This window comes from Streptomyces sp. NBC_01260 (assembly GCF_036226405.1).
In the GTDB taxonomy this organism is placed as follows: Bacteria; Actinomycetota; Actinomycetes; order Streptomycetales; family Streptomycetaceae; genus Streptomyces; species Streptomyces laculatispora.
This window is the reverse complement of the sequence record NZ_CP108464.1, coordinates 4,165,243-4,181,395: the sequence shown is the minus strand read 5'-3', so window position 1 is coordinate 4,181,395 and position 16,153 is coordinate 4,165,243. Positions and strand designations below refer to the sequence as shown.

Annotated in this window: 14 protein-coding genes; 9 read left to right on the top strand and 5 right to left on the bottom strand. The window is 71.2% G+C overall.

The window, feature by feature from the left end:
- Positions 1-257: 257 nt before the first annotated feature.
- On the bottom strand, positions 258-503 hold the full coding sequence (locus OG322_RS18625; RefSeq protein WP_185095449.1) for a hypothetical protein: 246 nt from the start codon (positions 501-503) through the stop codon (positions 258-260).
- Between OG322_RS18625 and OG322_RS18620 the strand changes: the two genes are divergently transcribed.
- Complete coding sequence (locus OG322_RS18620; RefSeq protein WP_241200066.1) at positions 477-785, top strand: histidine phosphatase family protein; 309 nt, start codon at positions 477-479, stop codon at positions 783-785. The two genes, OG322_RS18625 and OG322_RS18620, sit on opposite strands and share 27 nt — an antisense overlap.
- A gap of 136 nt (positions 786-921) precedes the next feature.
- On the opposite strand, the gene OG322_RS18615 is transcribed toward OG322_RS18620, so the two are convergent.
- From OG322_RS18615 to pdhA, 3 genes are read right to left on the bottom strand one after another with little or no spacing between them, the layout of a single operon-like run.
- Positions 922-2,373, bottom strand: coding sequence for a dihydrolipoamide acetyltransferase family protein (locus OG322_RS18615; RefSeq protein WP_329306700.1), 1,452 nt, complete (start codon positions 2,371-2,373; stop codon positions 922-924).
- A gap of 10 nt (positions 2,374-2,383) precedes the next feature.
- A complete protein-coding gene (locus tag OG322_RS18610; protein WP_123460376.1) occupies positions 2,384-3,364 on the bottom strand; it encodes an alpha-ketoacid dehydrogenase subunit beta in 981 nt (326 codons plus the stop codon).
- A gap of 2 nt (positions 3,365-3,366) precedes the next feature.
- Positions 3,367-4,530 carry a pyruvate dehydrogenase (acetyl-transferring) E1 component subunit alpha gene (gene pdhA / locus OG322_RS18605; RefSeq protein WP_123460377.1) on the bottom strand — a complete coding sequence of 388 codons (1,164 nt, stop codon included), beginning with the start codon at positions 4,528-4,530 and terminating at the stop codon, positions 3,367-3,369.
- Positions 4,531-4,871: 341 nt separating this feature from the next.
- Between pdhA and OG322_RS18600 the strand changes: the two genes are divergently transcribed.
- The 3 genes from OG322_RS18600 (at position 4,872) to OG322_RS18590 (ending at position 7,150) form a co-directional block, all read left to right on the top strand.
- Entirely contained in the window at positions 4,872-5,531 is a 660-nt protein-coding gene (locus tag OG322_RS18600; RefSeq protein WP_123460378.1) for a response regulator, read from the top strand.
- Between the two features lie 130 nt (positions 5,532-5,661).
- Positions 5,662-6,099 carry a pyridoxamine 5'-phosphate oxidase family protein gene (locus tag OG322_RS18595; protein WP_123460379.1) on the top strand — a complete coding sequence of 146 codons (438 nt, stop codon included), beginning with the start codon at positions 5,662-5,664 and terminating at the stop codon, positions 6,097-6,099.
- A gap of 58 nt (positions 6,100-6,157) precedes the next feature.
- Positions 6,158-7,150: a phosphotransferase enzyme family protein gene (locus OG322_RS18590; RefSeq protein ID WP_124285230.1), complete on the top strand. Its 993-nt coding sequence runs from the start codon at positions 6,158-6,160 to the stop codon at positions 7,148-7,150.
- A gap of 10 nt (positions 7,151-7,160) precedes the next feature.
- Here OG322_RS18590 and OG322_RS18585 read toward each other — a convergent pair whose 3' ends face one another.
- A complete protein-coding gene (locus tag OG322_RS18585; RefSeq protein WP_123460381.1) occupies positions 7,161-8,786 on the bottom strand; it encodes a protein kinase domain-containing protein in 1,626 nt (541 codons plus the stop codon).
- Between the two features lie 296 nt (positions 8,787-9,082).
- Here OG322_RS18585 and OG322_RS18580 point away from each other — a divergent pair, with 296 nt between their 5' ends.
- The 5 genes from OG322_RS18580 (at position 9,083) to OG322_RS18560 (ending at position 16,053) form a co-directional block, all read left to right on the top strand.
- The gene (locus tag OG322_RS18580) at positions 9,083-10,723 is read left to right on the top strand and encodes a protein kinase domain-containing protein (protein WP_123460382.1); all 1,641 of its coding nucleotides are present in this window, start codon (positions 9,083-9,085) and stop codon (positions 10,721-10,723) included.
- A 625-nt stretch (positions 10,724-11,348) separates the two neighbouring features.
- Positions 11,349-11,657: a hypothetical protein gene (locus tag OG322_RS18575; protein WP_123460383.1), complete on the top strand. Its 309-nt coding sequence runs from the start codon at positions 11,349-11,351 to the stop codon at positions 11,655-11,657.
- Positions 11,658-11,739: 82 nt separating this feature from the next.
- Complete coding sequence (locus OG322_RS18570; protein ID WP_123460384.1) at positions 11,740-12,348, top strand: PadR family transcriptional regulator; 609 nt, start codon at positions 11,740-11,742, stop codon at positions 12,346-12,348.
- A gap of 94 nt (positions 12,349-12,442) precedes the next feature.
- Positions 12,443-13,213 carry an ABC transporter ATP-binding protein gene (locus OG322_RS18565; protein WP_123460385.1) on the top strand — a complete coding sequence of 257 codons (771 nt, stop codon included), beginning with the start codon at positions 12,443-12,445 and terminating at the stop codon, positions 13,211-13,213.
- On the top strand, positions 13,210-16,053 hold the full coding sequence (locus OG322_RS18560; protein ID WP_124284507.1) for an FtsX-like permease family protein: 2,844 nt from the start codon (positions 13,210-13,212) through the stop codon (positions 16,051-16,053). Before OG322_RS18565 ends, OG322_RS18560 begins: the two co-directional genes overlap by 4 nt.
- The last annotated feature ends 100 nt before the right edge of the window (positions 16,054-16,153 follow it).

The following is a 16,153-nucleotide window of genomic DNA, read 5'->3' as shown; positions in this document are numbered from 1 at the left end:
AGCCCAGGAGAAGGTCCCCGCCCCCGAGCCCGTCCTCCGCGAGGACCGCCTCGACTACACCCCCACCGCCCGCAGCGTCAGCCTCTGCCGGCGTCGAGCCGTGCGGCTGGTGTCCGAGTGGGGGTACCCCAACCACGTCGCGGAAGTCGCCTTGCTGGTGAGCGAGTTGGCGACCAACGCCCTGCTGCACGGCTCCATGCGGGGACGGCTCTTCCGGGTGCACCTCATCCTCACCGCCACCACCCTGCGTATCGAGGTCAGCGACCCCCCGGGGCGAGCGGCTGCCCGGCCTGCGCGAGGCCGGGGACGACGACTGCTACGGGCGCGGACTGCTCATTGTCGCCCGGCTCGCCGACCGCTGGGGCGTCGAGCCGCGCTCCGTCGGCAAGACGGTCTTCGCCGAACTCGCCCTGCGCAGGCGGGCGGACGTGGCTGTGCGCCCCTGAGGCGCGCGTCGCCCGGTACGGTGCCCGGCCATGGGCGAACTGATCCTGATCAGGCACGGTCAGACCGAATGGGGCCTGTCCGGGCAGCACGCCGGCCGTACCGACGTTCCGCTGACCGACGCGGGCGAGGCAGCAGCCAAGGCCTTGGCTCCGAGGCCGGCCCAACGGCACCTGGCCGCCGTTCCGAGCAGCCCGCTCACCCGCGCCATGCGGACTGGCCCAGCCGGCGGGACTCACATATGTCAGGCCCGATCCCGATCTGGTGGAGTGGGACTACGGCGGGGCCGCACGCACCGACGCGGTGTTGGACCGCATCCGGCCACTGCTGGCCGACGGTGACGTCCGGGCACGCTCAGCATCCTGGCCACCGAGGGCGGGCAGCCGGTCGTCTCCGCGTGGAACGTCCGGTAACAGCGGAAGGTGGGCCCGCGCACACTTCGCACGGGCCCACCTGACACAACTGCCGCCGGGGCGACTACGCCCAGGTGATCAGCCGCTTCGGCTGTTCCAGGATCGCGGCGACATCCGCCAGCACCTTGGAGCCGAGCTCGCCGTCGACCAGGCGGTGGTCGAAGGAGAGCGCCAGGGTGGTCACCTGGCGGGGCTTCACCTTGCCCTTGTGGACCCACGGCTGGAGCTTGATCGCGCCGACCGCGAGGATCGCGGACTCGCCCGGGTTGAGGATCGGCGTACCCGTGTCGACGCCGAAGACGCCGACGTTGGTGATGGTCACCGTGCCGCCCGCCATCGCGGCGGGGGACGTCTTGCCCTCGCGGGCCGTGGAGACCAGTTCGCCCAGGGACGCGGCCAGTTGCGGGAGCGTCTGCTCGTGCGCGTCCTTGATGTTCGGCACGATCAGTCCGCGCGGGGTCGCGGCCGCGATGCCCAGGTTCACGTAGTGCTTCTGCACGATCTCCTGGTTCGCCTCGTCCCAGGCGGCGTTGACCTCGGGATGCCGCTTGATCGCGACCAGGAGCGCCTTGGCGATGATCAGGAGCGGATTGACCCGCACCCCGGCCATCTCCTTGTCCTCCTTGAGCTCCGCGACCAGCTTCATCGTGCGGGTCACGTCGACCGTCACGAACTCGGTCACGTGCGGCGCCGTGAACGCGCTGCCGACCATCGCCTGCGCGATGGCCTTCCGCACGCCCTTGACGGGGATACGCGTCTCCCGCGCACCCATCGAAGTGACCACGGCCGGAGCCTGCGCCGAGGCCGGGGCCGGGGCCTCGGCCTGCACCGGCGCGGGGGCCGGGACCGGGACCGGGACCGGCGTCGCCGCCGCGTGCACGTCGTCGCGGGTGATGACGCCGCCCTCGCCGGTCGGGACGACCGTCGCCAGGTCGATGCCCAGGTCCTTCGCCAGCTTCCGTACCGGAGGCTTCGCGAGCGGCCGGGTCCCGGGTACGGCGGGTGCGGTGCCGTACCCGTTCATCTCGCCCTGGATCGCGGCGGACGCGGCGGCCGGCGGGCCGGTCTCCGTGCCCTTGCGGGCGCGCCGCTTCGTGGAGGACTCGGCCACGCCGTAGCCGACCAGGACGGGCGTACGGCCCTTCGGCGCCTCGGCCTCCGGCGCGGCGGCGGGCGCGGGGGCCGGCTCAGCCGGAGCCGCAGCCGGAGCCGGAGCCGGGGCCGCGGCCTCGTCACCGCTGCCCGGCGCCACGTCCACCGCGATGATCACCTGGCCGACGTCGACGGTCGTGCCCTCGCCGAAGCGCAGCTCGTGCACCACCCCGTCGAACGGGATCGGCAGCTCTACGGCCGCCTTCGCCGTCTCGACCTCGCAGACGACCTGGCCGTCGGTGACGGTGTCGCCCGGCTGGACGAACCACTTGAGGATCTCGGCCTCGGTCAGTCCCTCGCCCACGTCGGGCATCTTGAACTCACGGAAGCGAGCGGCGTTGGAAGTTTCGGTCATGGTTGTCACGCCCCAGTCCTCAGTACGCCAGCGAGCGGTCGACGGCGTCGAGCACACGGTCGAGACCCGGCAGGTACTCGTCCTCCAGCCGGGCCGGCGGGTACGGGACGTGGTAGCCGCCGACCCTCAGCACCGGTGCTTCCAGGTGGTAGAAGCACCGCTCCGTGATGCGAGCGGCGATCTCCGCGCCGGAGCCGTAGAACACCGGCGCCTCGTGCACCACGACCAGCCTGCGGGTCTTCTCGACCGAGGTCTGGATGGCGTCGAAGTCGATCGGGGACATCGAGCGCAGATCCACGACCTCGATCGACTTGCCCTCCTCCTGGGCGGCCGCGGCGGCCTCCAGGCAGACCTTCACCATCGGGCCGTACGCGACCAGCGTGAGGTCCGTGCCGGTGCGGGCGACGGAGGCGCGGTGCAGCTGGCCGGGGATGGACTCGGTGTCGAGCTCGCCCTTGTCCCAGTAGCGGCGCTTCGGCTCGAAGAAGATGACCGGGTCGTCGCTCAGCACGGCCTGCTGCATCATCCAGTAGGCGTCCGACGCATTGGACGGGGAGACCACCTTCAGGCCCGCGACGTGCGCGAAGAGCGCCTCGGGCGACTCGCTGTGGTGCTCCACGGCGCCGATGCCGCCGCCGTACGGAATCCGCACGACGACCGGCAGCTTGATCTTGCCGAGCGAGCGGGCGTGCATCTTCGCGAGCTGCGTGACGATCTGGTCGTACGCGGGGAAGACGAAGCCGTCGAACTGGATCTCCACGACCGGCCGGTAGCCGCGCAGCGCCAGGCCGATCGCCGTACCGACGATGCCGGACTCGGCGAGCGGGGTGTCGATGACCCGGCCCTCTCCGAAGTCCTTCTGGAGGCCGTCGGTGATCCGGAAGACCCCGCCCAGCTTTCCGACGTCCTCACCCATGATGAGGACCTTGGGGTCGGTGTCGAGGGCCTTGCGCAGCGACTCGTTGAGCGCCTTCGCGATGGACATCTTTTGCATGGCCATGGCTACTTGCCCTCCTCGGCGAACGATGCCTGGTAGGCGGCGAACTGGGCGCGCTCCTCGTCGACGAGGGCGCTCCCGTCGGCGTAGGCGTGGTCGAAGATCGCGAGGCGGTCCGGGTCGGGCATGGCCCGTACCGCTTCCCGCACCCGCTTGCCGAGGATTTCGCTCTCCTCGTCGAGGCCGGTGAAGAACGCCTCGTCGGCTGCGCCCTGCTTCTCCAGGTACGTGCGCAGGCGCAGGATCGGGTCCTTGGCCTCCCAGGAGACGCGCTCCTCGTCGGCCCGGTACTTCGTCGGGTCGTCGGAGGTGGTGTGCGCGCCCATCCGGTAGGTGAACGCCTCGACGAGGGTGGGCCCCTCGCCGCGCCGGGCCCGCTCCAGGGCGGACCGGGTGACGGCCAGGCAGGCCAGTACGTCGTTGCCGTCGACCCGGACGCCGGGGAAGCCGAAGCCCTGGGCACGCTGGTAGAGCGGCACCCGGGTCTGCTTCTCGGTCGGCTCGGAGATCGCCCACTGGTTGTTCTGGCAGAAGAACACGACCGGGGCGTTGTAGACCGCGGAGAAGGTGAACGACTCGGCGACATCGCCCTGGCTGGAGGCGCCGTCACCGAAGTACGCGATCACGGCCGAGTCCGCGCCGTCCTTGGCGACGCCCATGGCGTAGCCGGTGGCGTGCAGGGTCTGCGAGCCGATGACGATCGTGTACAGGTGGAAGTTGTTGGTGGTCGGGTCCCAGCCGCCGTGGTTCACACCGCGGAACATCCCGAGCAGATTGGTCGGGTCGACGCCGCGGCACCAGGCCACGCCGTGCTCACGGTAGGTCGGGAAGACGTAGTCGTCGTCGCGCAGGGCCCGGCCGGAACCGATCTGGGCGGCCTCCTGGCCCAGCAGCGAGGCCCACAGGCCCAGCTCGCCCTGACGCTGGAGGGCGGTGGCCTCGGCGTCGAAGCGGCGGGTCAGGACCATGTCCCGGTACAGGCCGCGCAGCTCTTCCGCGGTCAGGTCGATCGAGTAGTCCGGGTGCTCGACGCGCTCGCCCTCAGGCGTCAGCAGCTGTACGAGCTCGGGTCCGGAACTCTGTGGCGTCTTCGCGGGCGTCTTCGCGGCGCTGGTCCGCTTGCTGCTGCGTCGCGGTTTGCGCGCGGCAGCAGTGCTCTCCACGGTCACGTGCGTGCTCCTCCGTCGGTCCGGCCCCCGGGGTCTGCCGGGAGACCAGTGCGGCTCGCCTGTGTCCGTACCCGTGCACGGGGTGGGGTGCCGCTCGGTCCGGGAACAGGCGTGACAGGTGCCCCGGCGAGCGCCCTGCTATTAGGCACGTTACCCAGTGCTTCGTGTAACTGCGAAACCCTATCTGACCTGCGATTTTGCTTGGATATCCAAGTAAATCGAAGAAATCGGGAACTCTCGCTGGTCACAGCACTGGGAACAGCCTTGCAGGCAGCCGGAACAACGGCACGTTATCCCGCCGGACAGCGGCAGGGAAGGGGTGAGTGTGTGAGACTGCGTTTGTGCGCAAAGAAGGAAAAATCACGGTTTTTCTGCTTGATGACCATGAAGTCGTCCGGCGCGGAGTCCATGAGCTCCTCTCGGTGGAGGACGATATCGAGGTGGTCGGCGAGGCCGGTACCGCGGAGGACGCGCTGGTCCGCATCCCCGCGACCCGGCCCGATGTCGCCGTCCTGGACGTACGGCTGCCGGACGGCAGCGGGGTGGAGGTCTGCCGGGAGATCCGGTCGCAGGACGAGTCCATCAAATGCCTGATGCTGACCTCGTACGCCGATGACGAGGCACTTTTCGACGCGATCATGGCGGGCGCCTCCGGATACGTGCTCAAGGCGATCCGGGGCAGCGAGCTGCTGAACGCCGTACGGGACGTGGCGGCCGGAAAGTCGCTGCTCGACCCGGTGGCCACCGCGCGGGTGCTGGAGCGGCTGCGCGAAGGCAAGAAGGGCCGCGGCGACGACAAACTCGCGGGTCTCACGGAACAGGAGCGCAAAATCCTGGATCTGATCGGTGAGGGGCTGACGAACCGGGTGATCGGGGAGCGGCTGCATCTCGCCGAGAAGACGATCAAGAATTACGTCTCCAGCCTGCTCTCCAAACTCGGCATGGAGCGCCGCTCGCAGGCCGCCGCCTATGTGGCGCGGCTCCAGGCCGAAAAGCGCTGAACGGTACGCAACCGGGAAGCCGGTCCGTACGGAAGAGCCGCGGCCCCGGGCAGACTCGGGACTTTGGTCCCCCGACGCCCGGGGCTGCGGCCTCTTATTCCGTCCCTCTCGGTGACGCACAGTGGAGGTCATGTCCACCGAGGAAGAACTCCACGCAATCGACCTGCTCGGCCGGGTCCCCTACGGTCGGCTGGCGACGAGCATGAGGGCGCTTCCGTTCCTGACGGTGGCCCGCCACATCGTGATCGACGGCCGGGTCGTCCTGCGGATGCACAGCGGCCTCGGCTACCACGACGCCTGCAACGGCACGGTCGTCGCGTACGGGGCGGACAACTTCAACGCGGCCACCTCGGCGGGCAGCCGGGACCTGTGGTCCGTGCAGTTCACCGGGCCCGCGGAGACCGTCGAGCCGACCTGCGTCCAGCGCGAACTCTTCGGTCCGGTCCCCGTCGAGGTGAACGGGGAGCCCTTCACCCCGGCCTATCTCCGGCTCGACCCGCACTTCGTCAGCGTGCACACTCTGGACTTCCACGCAACTCGTCACGGTGCGCAACACAGCGTGATCTAACATCTGGCGAGTGCCGCGCTCATCTGTAACCCTCCCGCCTGTTCCCCCGGTCGGCGAGGTGCTCCGCCGCTATCCGCACGCAGGTGATCCGCTCACCTGCAAACCCCTGGACCAGGGCCTGCTGAACCACGGATACCGGGTCTCCACCACCCGGGGTTCCTACTTCCTCAAGCACCATCTGGACGACTCCACCGGCGACCGCGCCACGATCGTCCGCCAGCACCGTGCCACCCAGCGGCTCCAGTCACTCGGAGTACCCGTTGCCCCGCCCATCGAGGACACCGAGGGCGGCACCGTCGCCGAGATCGGCGGCCGCTGCTACGCCCTGCACCCCTGGGTCGACGGGCTGCACCGGGCCGGCGCCCAGCTCACTGTCGCCCAGTCGGTGCGTCTCGGGGCGCTCCTCGGAGCCGTACACACCGGTCTTGAGCAGGTGATGGAGGCGGGCGCGGGGGCCACGGGCAGCCTCCCCGGCCATGCGAGCCCGGACCCCGCCGACACCTTCGCGCTGATCGACGAGCTGCTGGCCGCGGCGCGCGGCCGGCGGCCCCGGGACGCCTTCGACGAACTGGCCGAGCACCGGCTCCTGGAGCGGCGCACCCTGCTGGACCAGCACGCGGACCGCCGGCCGCCCGCGCCCGGGGTTCCGGCGACCGGCTGGGTGCACGGCGACTTCCACCCGCTGAACGTGCTCTACCGGGGCGCCGACCCGGTGGCGATCCTCGACTGGGACCGCCTCGGCGTGCAGCCCCGGGCGGAGGAGGCGGTACGGGCCGCGGCGATCTTCTTCGTCCAGCCTGCCGGTGAGCTGGAGCTGGTGAAGGTGCGGGCGTACGCGCGCGCCTACCGGCGGGCGGCCGGGGCCGGGGCCGCCGAGCTGGCCGCGGCGGTGCACCGGGTGTGGTGGGAGCGGCTCAACGACTTCTGGATACTGCGCTGGCGCTACTGCCTGAACGACCGAAGGGCCGACCCGCAGTTCCCTGCGGTGTCGGCCCTGGCGGTGTGGTGGACCCGTGAGTACGACGCGGTGCGCGAAGCCTTCACGGACTGAGAGCGGTTGGCTACGGGGTGGTGCCCACCGTCCCCGCGGCGGTGCCGGCGCTGGCACCCTCCGCGGTGCCCGGCTCGCCGGCCGCTCCGCCGGTCGGCGTCGTGCCGCTCGTGTCGCCGTTGGCGCCGCCGTCGGTTGTCGTGCCGCCCGTGTCGGTGCTCGAACCGCCGTCCGTCGCCGTGCCGCCCGTGTCGGTGCTCGTCCCGCCGTCCGTCGTGGTGCCCGGTGCTGTGTCCGTCGGGCTGGGCGTCGGGGGCTCGGCGGTTTCGCTCGGTGTGGTCGAGGGGGTGTACCTGGGCTTGTGCGGCGTCTGCTGCTGATCGCCGCTGGAACTCCCGGGCTGCTGGGTGTCCTGGGTCTGCTCCTCGGTCGGCGAGGGTGAACTCTTCTTCGGGGAAGGAGAGCTGGACGTCGGCGCCGGATCCTTCGCGGGCGGCCCGCCGCTGCCCTTCGTCGCGTTGACCGCGATGGCGACGCCCGCACCGATCGCGATCAGTGCCAGCACGACGAACAGCCACAGCTTGCCGCGGCCGCCACCGCCCGGCCGGCCGCCGCTGCCGTCGTACCCGCCGTCGTCGGGGTTCATCGGCGGCAGGATCGGCCCCTGCGAGGTGTCCCCGTGCTGCGGGTGCCCCATCGCATGGGTGGCGCCGGTCATGCCCCCGGGCGGGGTGGCACCGCCCTCGTGCGTCACGACCGGGCCGGTGTTCCACGTACCGGTGTGGCCGCCCTGGACCTGGAGCATCTGCAGGCTGTACTGGACGAGGCCGCGCATCTCCTCGGCGCTCTGGAACCGGTCGTCCGGGTCCTTCGCGAGCGAGCGCATGACAAGCCCGTCCAGCTCCGCGGGCACCGCGTCGGAGACCTCCGACGGCGGGACCGGAATGTCCTGAACGTGCTGGTACACGACGGAGAGCGGCGTCTCACCCGTGAACGGGGGCCGCAGTGCGAGGAGTTCGTACAGGAGGCAGCCGGTGGCGTACAGGTCGGAGCGGTGGTCGACGGCCTTGCCCAGCGCCTGCTCGGGGGAGAGGTACTGCGGCGTGCCCATGACCATGCCGGTCTGGGTCATCGTCGACTGCGCGCCGTGCAGCGCACGGGCGATGCCGAAGTCCATCACCTTGACCGCGCCGGAGTGCGTGATGATCACGTTGGCGGGCTTGATGTCCCGGTGCACGATCCCGTGCTGGTGCGAGTAGGCGAGCGCCTCAAGTACCCCGGAGACAATGATCAGGGCCTGCTCCGGAGGCGGGGCCTCGGCGTTGAGCAGCAGGTCACGGATGGTGTGGCCCTCGACGAGCTCCATCACGATGTACGGGACGGTCTGGCCGGCCACGGTGTCCTCGCCGGAGTCGTACACCGCCACGACCGCATGGTGGTTGAGCCCTGCGACCGACTGGGCCTCGCGCGTGAACCGGGCCTTGGAGACCGGGTCCTCCGCGAGGTCGGAGCGCAGCAGCTTCACCGCGACCGTGCGTCCGAGCCGGACGTCCTCGGCCGCGAAGACCTCGGCCATACCGCCCCGGCCGAGCCGGTGGGTCAGCCGGTAACGCCCGTCGCCGACAACACCGCCGATGCCCCAGGAGTCGGTGCCATCCGGAACTCCGCCGCCGTTTGCTTCGGGTTCGGGTGCCATCAGTCCTCGCCGTCGTATCTGTCCGCGCGTCCGCGGGTTCTCACGGTGCCTTGCTGCATTGCCACGTCACGCTACAGCCTTCGTCGGACGCACCGATTTCGAGAGGGACCGGCCATCCAACCGGCTGGCAAGCCGCCCGCGCAAATTACATGCGGTTCCTGTAACGCTTCCGAGACGCTTCTTGTGCGTAGGGTCACGGAACGGGCACCCGGCTTGACGTGTCGTACCCCTCGGGCAGACTTGGCGCGTCATACGGATCTTCGCGTGAGTCGCGCGCCCGAGGGGGAAGTCAAGTCATGAGCCAGGACGGCGCACAAGGGGCCCAGGGGCGCTACGCGGGCGGTTCGGTCGCCGGCGGCCGCTACCAGCTGCGTGACCTGCTCGGCGAAGGCGGGATGGCGTCCGTATACCTGGCGTACGACTCCGCGCTCGACCGGCAGGTCGCCATCAAGACGCTCCACACGGAACTCGGGCGCGAGCAGTCCTTCCGCGAGAGGTTCCGGCGCGAGGCCCAGGCGGTCGCCAAGCTCCAGCACACCAACATCGTCTCCGTCTTCGATACCGGCGAGGACGAGCTCGGCGGTGCGCTGATGCCGTACATCGTCATGGAGTACGTCGAGGGGCAGCCGCTCGGCTCCGTGCTCCAGGCCGACATCCGCAGTCACGGTGCGATGCCCGCCGACAAGGCGCTCAAGGTGACGGCCGATGTGCTGGCCGCCCTGGACACCAGCCACGAAATGGGCCTGGTCCACCGCGACATCAAGCCCGGCAACGTCATGGTGACCAAGCGCGGCATCGTGAAGGTCATGGACTTCGGCATCGCCCGCGCCATGCAGTCCGGCGTCACGTCGATGACGCAGACCGGCATGGTCGTCGGCACCCCTCAGTACCTCTCCCCCGAACAGGCCCTGGGCCGCGGGGTCGACGCGCGCTCCGACCTGTACTCGGTCGGCATCATGCTCTTCCAGCTGCTGACCGGCCGCATCCCCTTCGACGCGGACTCGCCCCTGGCCATCGCGTACGCGCATGTGCAGGAGGAGCCGGTCGCGCCGTCCACCATCAACCGGTCGATCACCCCGGCGATGGACGCGCTGGTCGCCCGCGCGCTGAAGAAGAACCCGAACGAGCGCTTCCCGAGCGCCGCCGCGATGCAGGACGAGATCACCCGGGTGCTGGGCGCGGGCGGCCAGACGGGCGCCCCGGTGATCGTCAGTGGCACCGGCGCAGCGGCGAACAGCGGCTCGGGCGTCGGTTCGGCGGTCTTCCCGCCGGTCGACCAGTCCGCCCCGGCGCCGCAGAGCGTCCAGACGCCGTACCAGCCCGGCCCGTACCAGTCGCAGCAGCAGCCCGGCCCGTACGGTCCGCCGACGCCCGCGCCGTCGTACGGCTACCCCCAGTCGGCCCCGGCGTACCAGAGCCAGGCGCCGATGTCGCCGATGCAGCAGCAGACCCCGCCGTATTCGATCTCGCCGCAGACGGCGTCCACTTCTTCGGGCGGCGGCGGGTCCAAGCGAAACGTTCCGGTGATCGTGGGCTCGATCGTGGTGGCCCTGATCGCGATCGGCGGCCTGGTCACGGTGCTCTCGCTGAAGGGCGGCGACAAGGGCGACGACAGCCCTTCGTCGAGCGATTCCCAGGCGGCCGCCGACCACAAGGATCCGGAGCGGAACCGGACGATGAAGACCGAGGCCTGCACGGACGCGCTGGAGGACAACGACGACCCGAACAAGGTCGACGCCCCGAGCTTCCTGTACAAGGACATCATCTCCGCGCGGCAGTGCGCGGACGCGGCCGGCTGGACGATCAAGCAGATCAAGGTGCCGGGGAACGCCTACGCGGAGGACCAGGTCGTCGACCAGTTCCCCACCTCCGGAACCGCGGTGCCCAAGACGGGTGCCCACTTCGAGCTCCGTATCGCTACGGGTGACCCGGCGTAGTACCGGTACTCCGGGTCAGCTGGGGCTTCGTCGGCGCAGTCCTGCCCGGGGCCATCCATCCGTCCGCATCACCTGAGATGCCGGACACACCGTCACATGTGACGCTGACCACATGGCTTCAGGACACCTCTCCTCGCCGCCCTCAAGGCGCGTGGCCTGCCTTGCACTCACGGCAGCCGCGGCACTGGGGGCCGTGACGGGTGGCGAGGCGCACGCGGGACCGCGTGCGGCAGCCGGGGGTCCCGGGCCGGTCAGCACCTCCGTGGCGCCGCGTACGGCGGCGACCGCGCAGCCTTCCGGTGCCGCGTCCCCTTCCGGCACCGCTTCCCCTTCCGGCACCGCTTCCCCATCCGGCGCCGCGTCCCCATCCGGTGCCGCGTCCTCTTCCGCCGCCGCGCCCGGCCCGTCCCGCTCCCCGGCCGGCGGGACGCCGTCCGCCACGCCCACCGTGCCGCCTCCGGAGAACCCTTCCGCCCCGCACGCACCCAGCGCGTCCGCGGGCCCCCCGGCCGCGCCCGCACCGCCCGCGCCCCTGCCGTCCGCGCCCTCGGGCCCCCTGTCCGGCGCCTCCGGATCGCCCTCGCCGAGCGCCGGGTCACCGCGGCCGCAGGACGAGCAGTCGCCGTTGGCGGGGCGGCCCGCCGGGGAGGGGCGACAGCGCCCCGGACGACAGCTGACACCCCAGGAGACCGCGCAGGCGGACGACGCCGCCGAATCGGCGGACGAGGAGAAGGAGTCCGCCGCGACGGAGCCCGCCGCGCTACCGGCCGTCACCCCTGCCCCGAGCGCATCGCCCGAGACCGGCCGGCGCTCGCGGCAGGCCCTCGGCAAAGCGGCCGTACGACAGGTCAAGGAGATGTCGCTCGGCGTGGGCATCGCCCTGGTCGGGCTGGGTCTCGGCTTCCTCGCGCTGCGCTTGCGCCGCACCGGCTGATTGCCGCACGCGGACCGCCCCAGCCCCTTCGCACCAGGTCACGGACTTGCGCCCATCGACATACTCGGTATACATACTCAGTATGTCGATCCGCCACGGGCTACTCGCCCTACTGGAACGGGGGCCGCGCTACGGCTCCCAGCTCCGCACCGAATTCGAGTCCCGCACCGGCTCCACCTGGCCGCTCAACGTCGGACAGGTGTACACGACACTCAGCAGGCTGGAGCGTGACGGCCTGGTCGCCCAGGACGGCGAGGACGACCAGGGGCACTCGCTGTACTCGATCAGCGACGCCGGACGAACCGAGCTGCGCAGCTGGTTCGAGACCCCCGTCGACCGCAGCAATCCGCCCCGCGACGAGCTGGCCATCAAGCTCGCCATGGCCGTCGGCGCGCCCGGCGTGGACATCCGGGCCGTCATCCAGTCCCAGCGTCATCACACCGTGAAGGCGATGCAGGACTACACCCGCCTCAAGGCGCAGGCCCTCAGCGACGTGCCCGCCAACCGCGACGAGGTCGCCTGGCTGCTGGTACTGGAACAGCTGATCTTCCAGGCCGAGGCGGAGGCCCGCTGGCTGGACCACTGCGAGGCCCGGCTGGTCCGTCTCGCCGAGGCCGCCGCCACGGAGCCGGAGACCAGCACGCCCGCGCCCGGCCCCGCGCGCACCGCACGGGCCCGCGCACGCCGCTGAGCCACGGCGGCCCCACACCGCTGAGCCACGGCCCCGGCGGCTCGTCCGCCCGCGACACCGACCACAGAACCGTTCCAAGGGGGAACAACCCGTCATGTCACTGCACGCCCCGTCCCCAGCCGCCCCGCCCCTGTCGGTGGATGCGCCGGTGCTCGAACTCCGCTCGCTCACCCGTACCCACGGCACCGGCATCGCCGAGGTGCACGCCCTGCGCGGCATCGACCTGTCGGTGCACGCCGGTGAGCTCGTCGCCGTGATGGGACCCTCCGGCTCCGGCAAGTCCACCCTGCTGACGATCGCCGGCGGCCTCGACACCGCGACCGCGGGCCAGGTCGTCATCGAGGGCCAGGACATCTCCGCGCTCGGCCGCAAGGGCGTGGCCGCGCTGCGCCGCCGCAGCGTCGGCTACGTCTTCCAGGACTACAACCTGATCCCCGCCCTGACCGCCGCCGAGAACATCGCCCTGCCGCGCGAGCTCGACGGCATCCCGGTGCGCAAGGCGCGCAAGGAGGCCCGTGCCGCGCTGGAGGAGATGAACCTCCTGGAGATCGGCGACCGCTTCCCGGACGAGATGTCCGGCGGCCAGCAGCAGCGCGTCGCGATAGCCCGCGCGCTGGTGGGGGACCGGCGCCTGGTGCTCGCCGACGAGCCGACCGGAGCGCTCGACTCCGAGACCGGCGAGGCCGTCCTCGCACTGCTGCGCAATCGCTGCGACCAGGGCGCGGCCGGTGTGATGGTGACGCACGAACCGCGGTACGCCGCCTGGGCGGACCGGGTCGTCTTCCTGCGGGACGGCTCGATCGTCGACCAGACGCTGAGCAACGCCGGGGCGGACTCGCTGCTCGCCGCCGGGGGCACCGAATGAGCGTCTTCACGGGGTGGCGCGCCGCCCTCCGGATAGCCCGGCGCGACGCCGTGCGCGCCAAGGGCCGCAGCGCGCTGGTGATCGCGATGATCGCCATCCCCGTGCTCGGCGTCACCGCCCTCGACGTGACGTACCGCAGTGTGGAGCCCACCACTGCCGAGAAGCTGACGGCTGAGATGGGTTCGGCCGACGCGCTGTTCAGCGACCCCGGTTCCGGTCCGATGGATCAGTCGGTCACCGGGGACAACTACGGCAACGTCAGCGACACCCCGCCGTCCGAGGACGCGCCGCCACTCGACCTGCGGACGGCGTTCCCGCAGGGTGCGCGGGGCATCAGCAGCCAGTCCGTGCCCGCGAGCGTCACCACCGGGTACGGCATCGCGGACGTCGACATCCTCGAGTTCCGGACCTCGGACCGGATGGCGCGCGGCAAGCTCGACCTCGTCGACGGCTCGTTCCCGAAGGGCACCGGCGACATGGTCGCCACCGAATCGTTCCTGAAGTCGGCCGGGCTGCACATCGGTTCCCACATCACCGTGCGCGGGCCGGAGCAGAAGTACACCATCACCGGCGTGGTCGAACAGCCGGACGACCTGAAGACCAAGGCGCTGTACGCCGATCCGGGCGCGGTCATCGCCCCCTGGAAGACCGTCGCCGCCCACGACAAGAAGGTGCTGCCGCCGAACGCCGGCCCCCTGACCTGGCTGGTGACGGCGAACAGCGGAAAGGGCGTCACCTGGCCCGACGTGATGGCGGCCAACAAGAAGGGCGCCCTCGTCGTCTCCCGCCAGGTCGTGCTCGACCCGCCGCCGGACTCCGAGGTCCCCCTCATCCGCACGCTGGGCCGCACCCCCACGGCCGGCACCTCCAGTGAGCTGAGCGCGGCCCTCATCACGGTCGTCGCCATGGCGGTCCTGGAGATCGTGCTGCTCGCCGGACCGGCCTTCGCCGTCGGTGCGCGCCGCTCACGCCGTCAGCTCGGTCTCGTCGGCACCTGCGGCGGGGACCGGCGCCATGTACGGGCCGTGGTCCTCTCCGGTGGTCTGGTGCTCGGCGGCGCCGGAGCCGTCGTGGGGGTGGTGACCGGGCTGGTGCTGACCGTGGTGTTCCGGCCGCTGATCGAGGACCAGGCCGGACACCGCTTCGGCTCGCTCGCCCTGCATCCGAAGGAACTGCTGGCCATCGCCGTGATCGGACTGGTCACCGGGCTGCTGGCGGCCTTCGCCCCGGCGATCGTGGCGAGCCGGCAGTCCGTGCTGGAATCGCTCACCGGGCACCGCGGGGTCCGTCGCAGCTCCCGGGTCCTGCCGATCGTGGGCGCCTGCGCCCTGGCCCTCGGCATCGCGATCGCCGTCCTCGGCGGCACCACCGGCAGCTCCGGCAAGGTCGCCGCCGGCTCGGTGATCGCCGAACTCGGGCTCCTCGGCTGCATCCCGGTGATCGTCGGAATGCTCGGCCGGCTCGGCCGCGGGCTCCCGCTCTCGCCCCGGATGGCGCTGCGCGACGCGGCCCGCAACCGCGGCAGGACCGCCCCGGCGGTCGCGGCGGTGATGGCCGCGGTCGCGGGATCGGTGGCCATCGCCACGTACATGTCCAGCTCCACCGCCGAGTGGGACTACGACTACACGCCGATGCTCAGCGAGAAGGCGGTCGTGCTCTCCACCATGGACGCCAAGGCCACCGAGCGACTCCCGCTGGCCCGGGCGGCGGTGGAGCGGAACATGTCGCCCACCGGCCAACCCGCCGAGATCTCCCGCGTCTGGGCGGGCAGCGACTGCAACACCTACTACGAGGAGAACGGCTGCGGCTCGCTCGAACTGGTCAAGCCCACCGGCAAGGGGCACGACTGCCCCCTCAACTCCAAGGGCGCCAAGGCGCTCGCCGAGCGGCTGACCGCCGAGGAACACCGCAGCATGATGCACTCCCCCGCGTGCATGGACGAGCGCTACAGCATGAACACGTTCGGCAGCGACGGAAGCAACATCGTCGTGGGTGACGCCACGCTGCTGAAGACCTATGTGAAGCTCGACGACCCGGCCGCCGCGAGGGCACTGGACGCGGGCATCCCCGTGCTGCTCAACCAGGCGTTCGCGAAGGACGGCGAGGTCACGGTCAAGGCCGTCCACCGCTACAGCCCCAAGGACAAGAAGAACCGCGCCGACCACCCGGGACCGGCGAAGAGGACGACGGACCGGATGAAGGTGTACGTCGCGGCCGCGAAGTACGCCGAGACCCCCGGAATCCGCATGATCATGCCGGAGAAGGCCGCACAGCGGATCGGCCTGCACACCGCGGTGTACGGCAGTGTGTACGCCGTCTCCCACCGGCCGTCGGACGCCGATACACAGCGGACCGAGGCCGCGATCGCCCAGGCGGGCGGCGGCGTCTATCTGCAGTCCGGCGAGGGTTCGTCCGGCCGCGAGGACGTCATGCTGCTGGTGCTGACGCTGTTCGCCGGTGTGGTGACCCTGGGCGCGGCCGCGATCACGACCGGGCTGTCCAAGGCCGACGCCGAGGCCGACCTCACCACGCTCAGTGCGGTGGGCGCGCCCCCGGGGGTGCGGCGGACCCTTTCCGGGTTCCAGTGCCTGGTGGTGGCGCTCACCGGGGTGCTGCTCGGCACGGCCGCGGGGCTGGTGCCCGCGGTGGCGCTGCGCCTGATCGACCTGCGCAACGCGATGCGGCAGATGCGGCTGGACCCCATGGAGTCCGCGTACACCCCGATCGTGCTGCCCTGGCCGACCATCGGGCTGCTGGCCGTGGTCGTCCCGCTGCTGGCCGGGGTGCTGGCAGCGGTGTTCACCCGCTCCCGGCTGGCGCTGTCACGGCGCGCCGGATGACCGGGCGGGAGGCCCCGGCAGCGGGCTGACCGGCTGCTTCGGAGTTGTTCCGGTGCCCTCGGAAAAGGTGGATCACACGTTTCCGGGGGCACCACAGTGT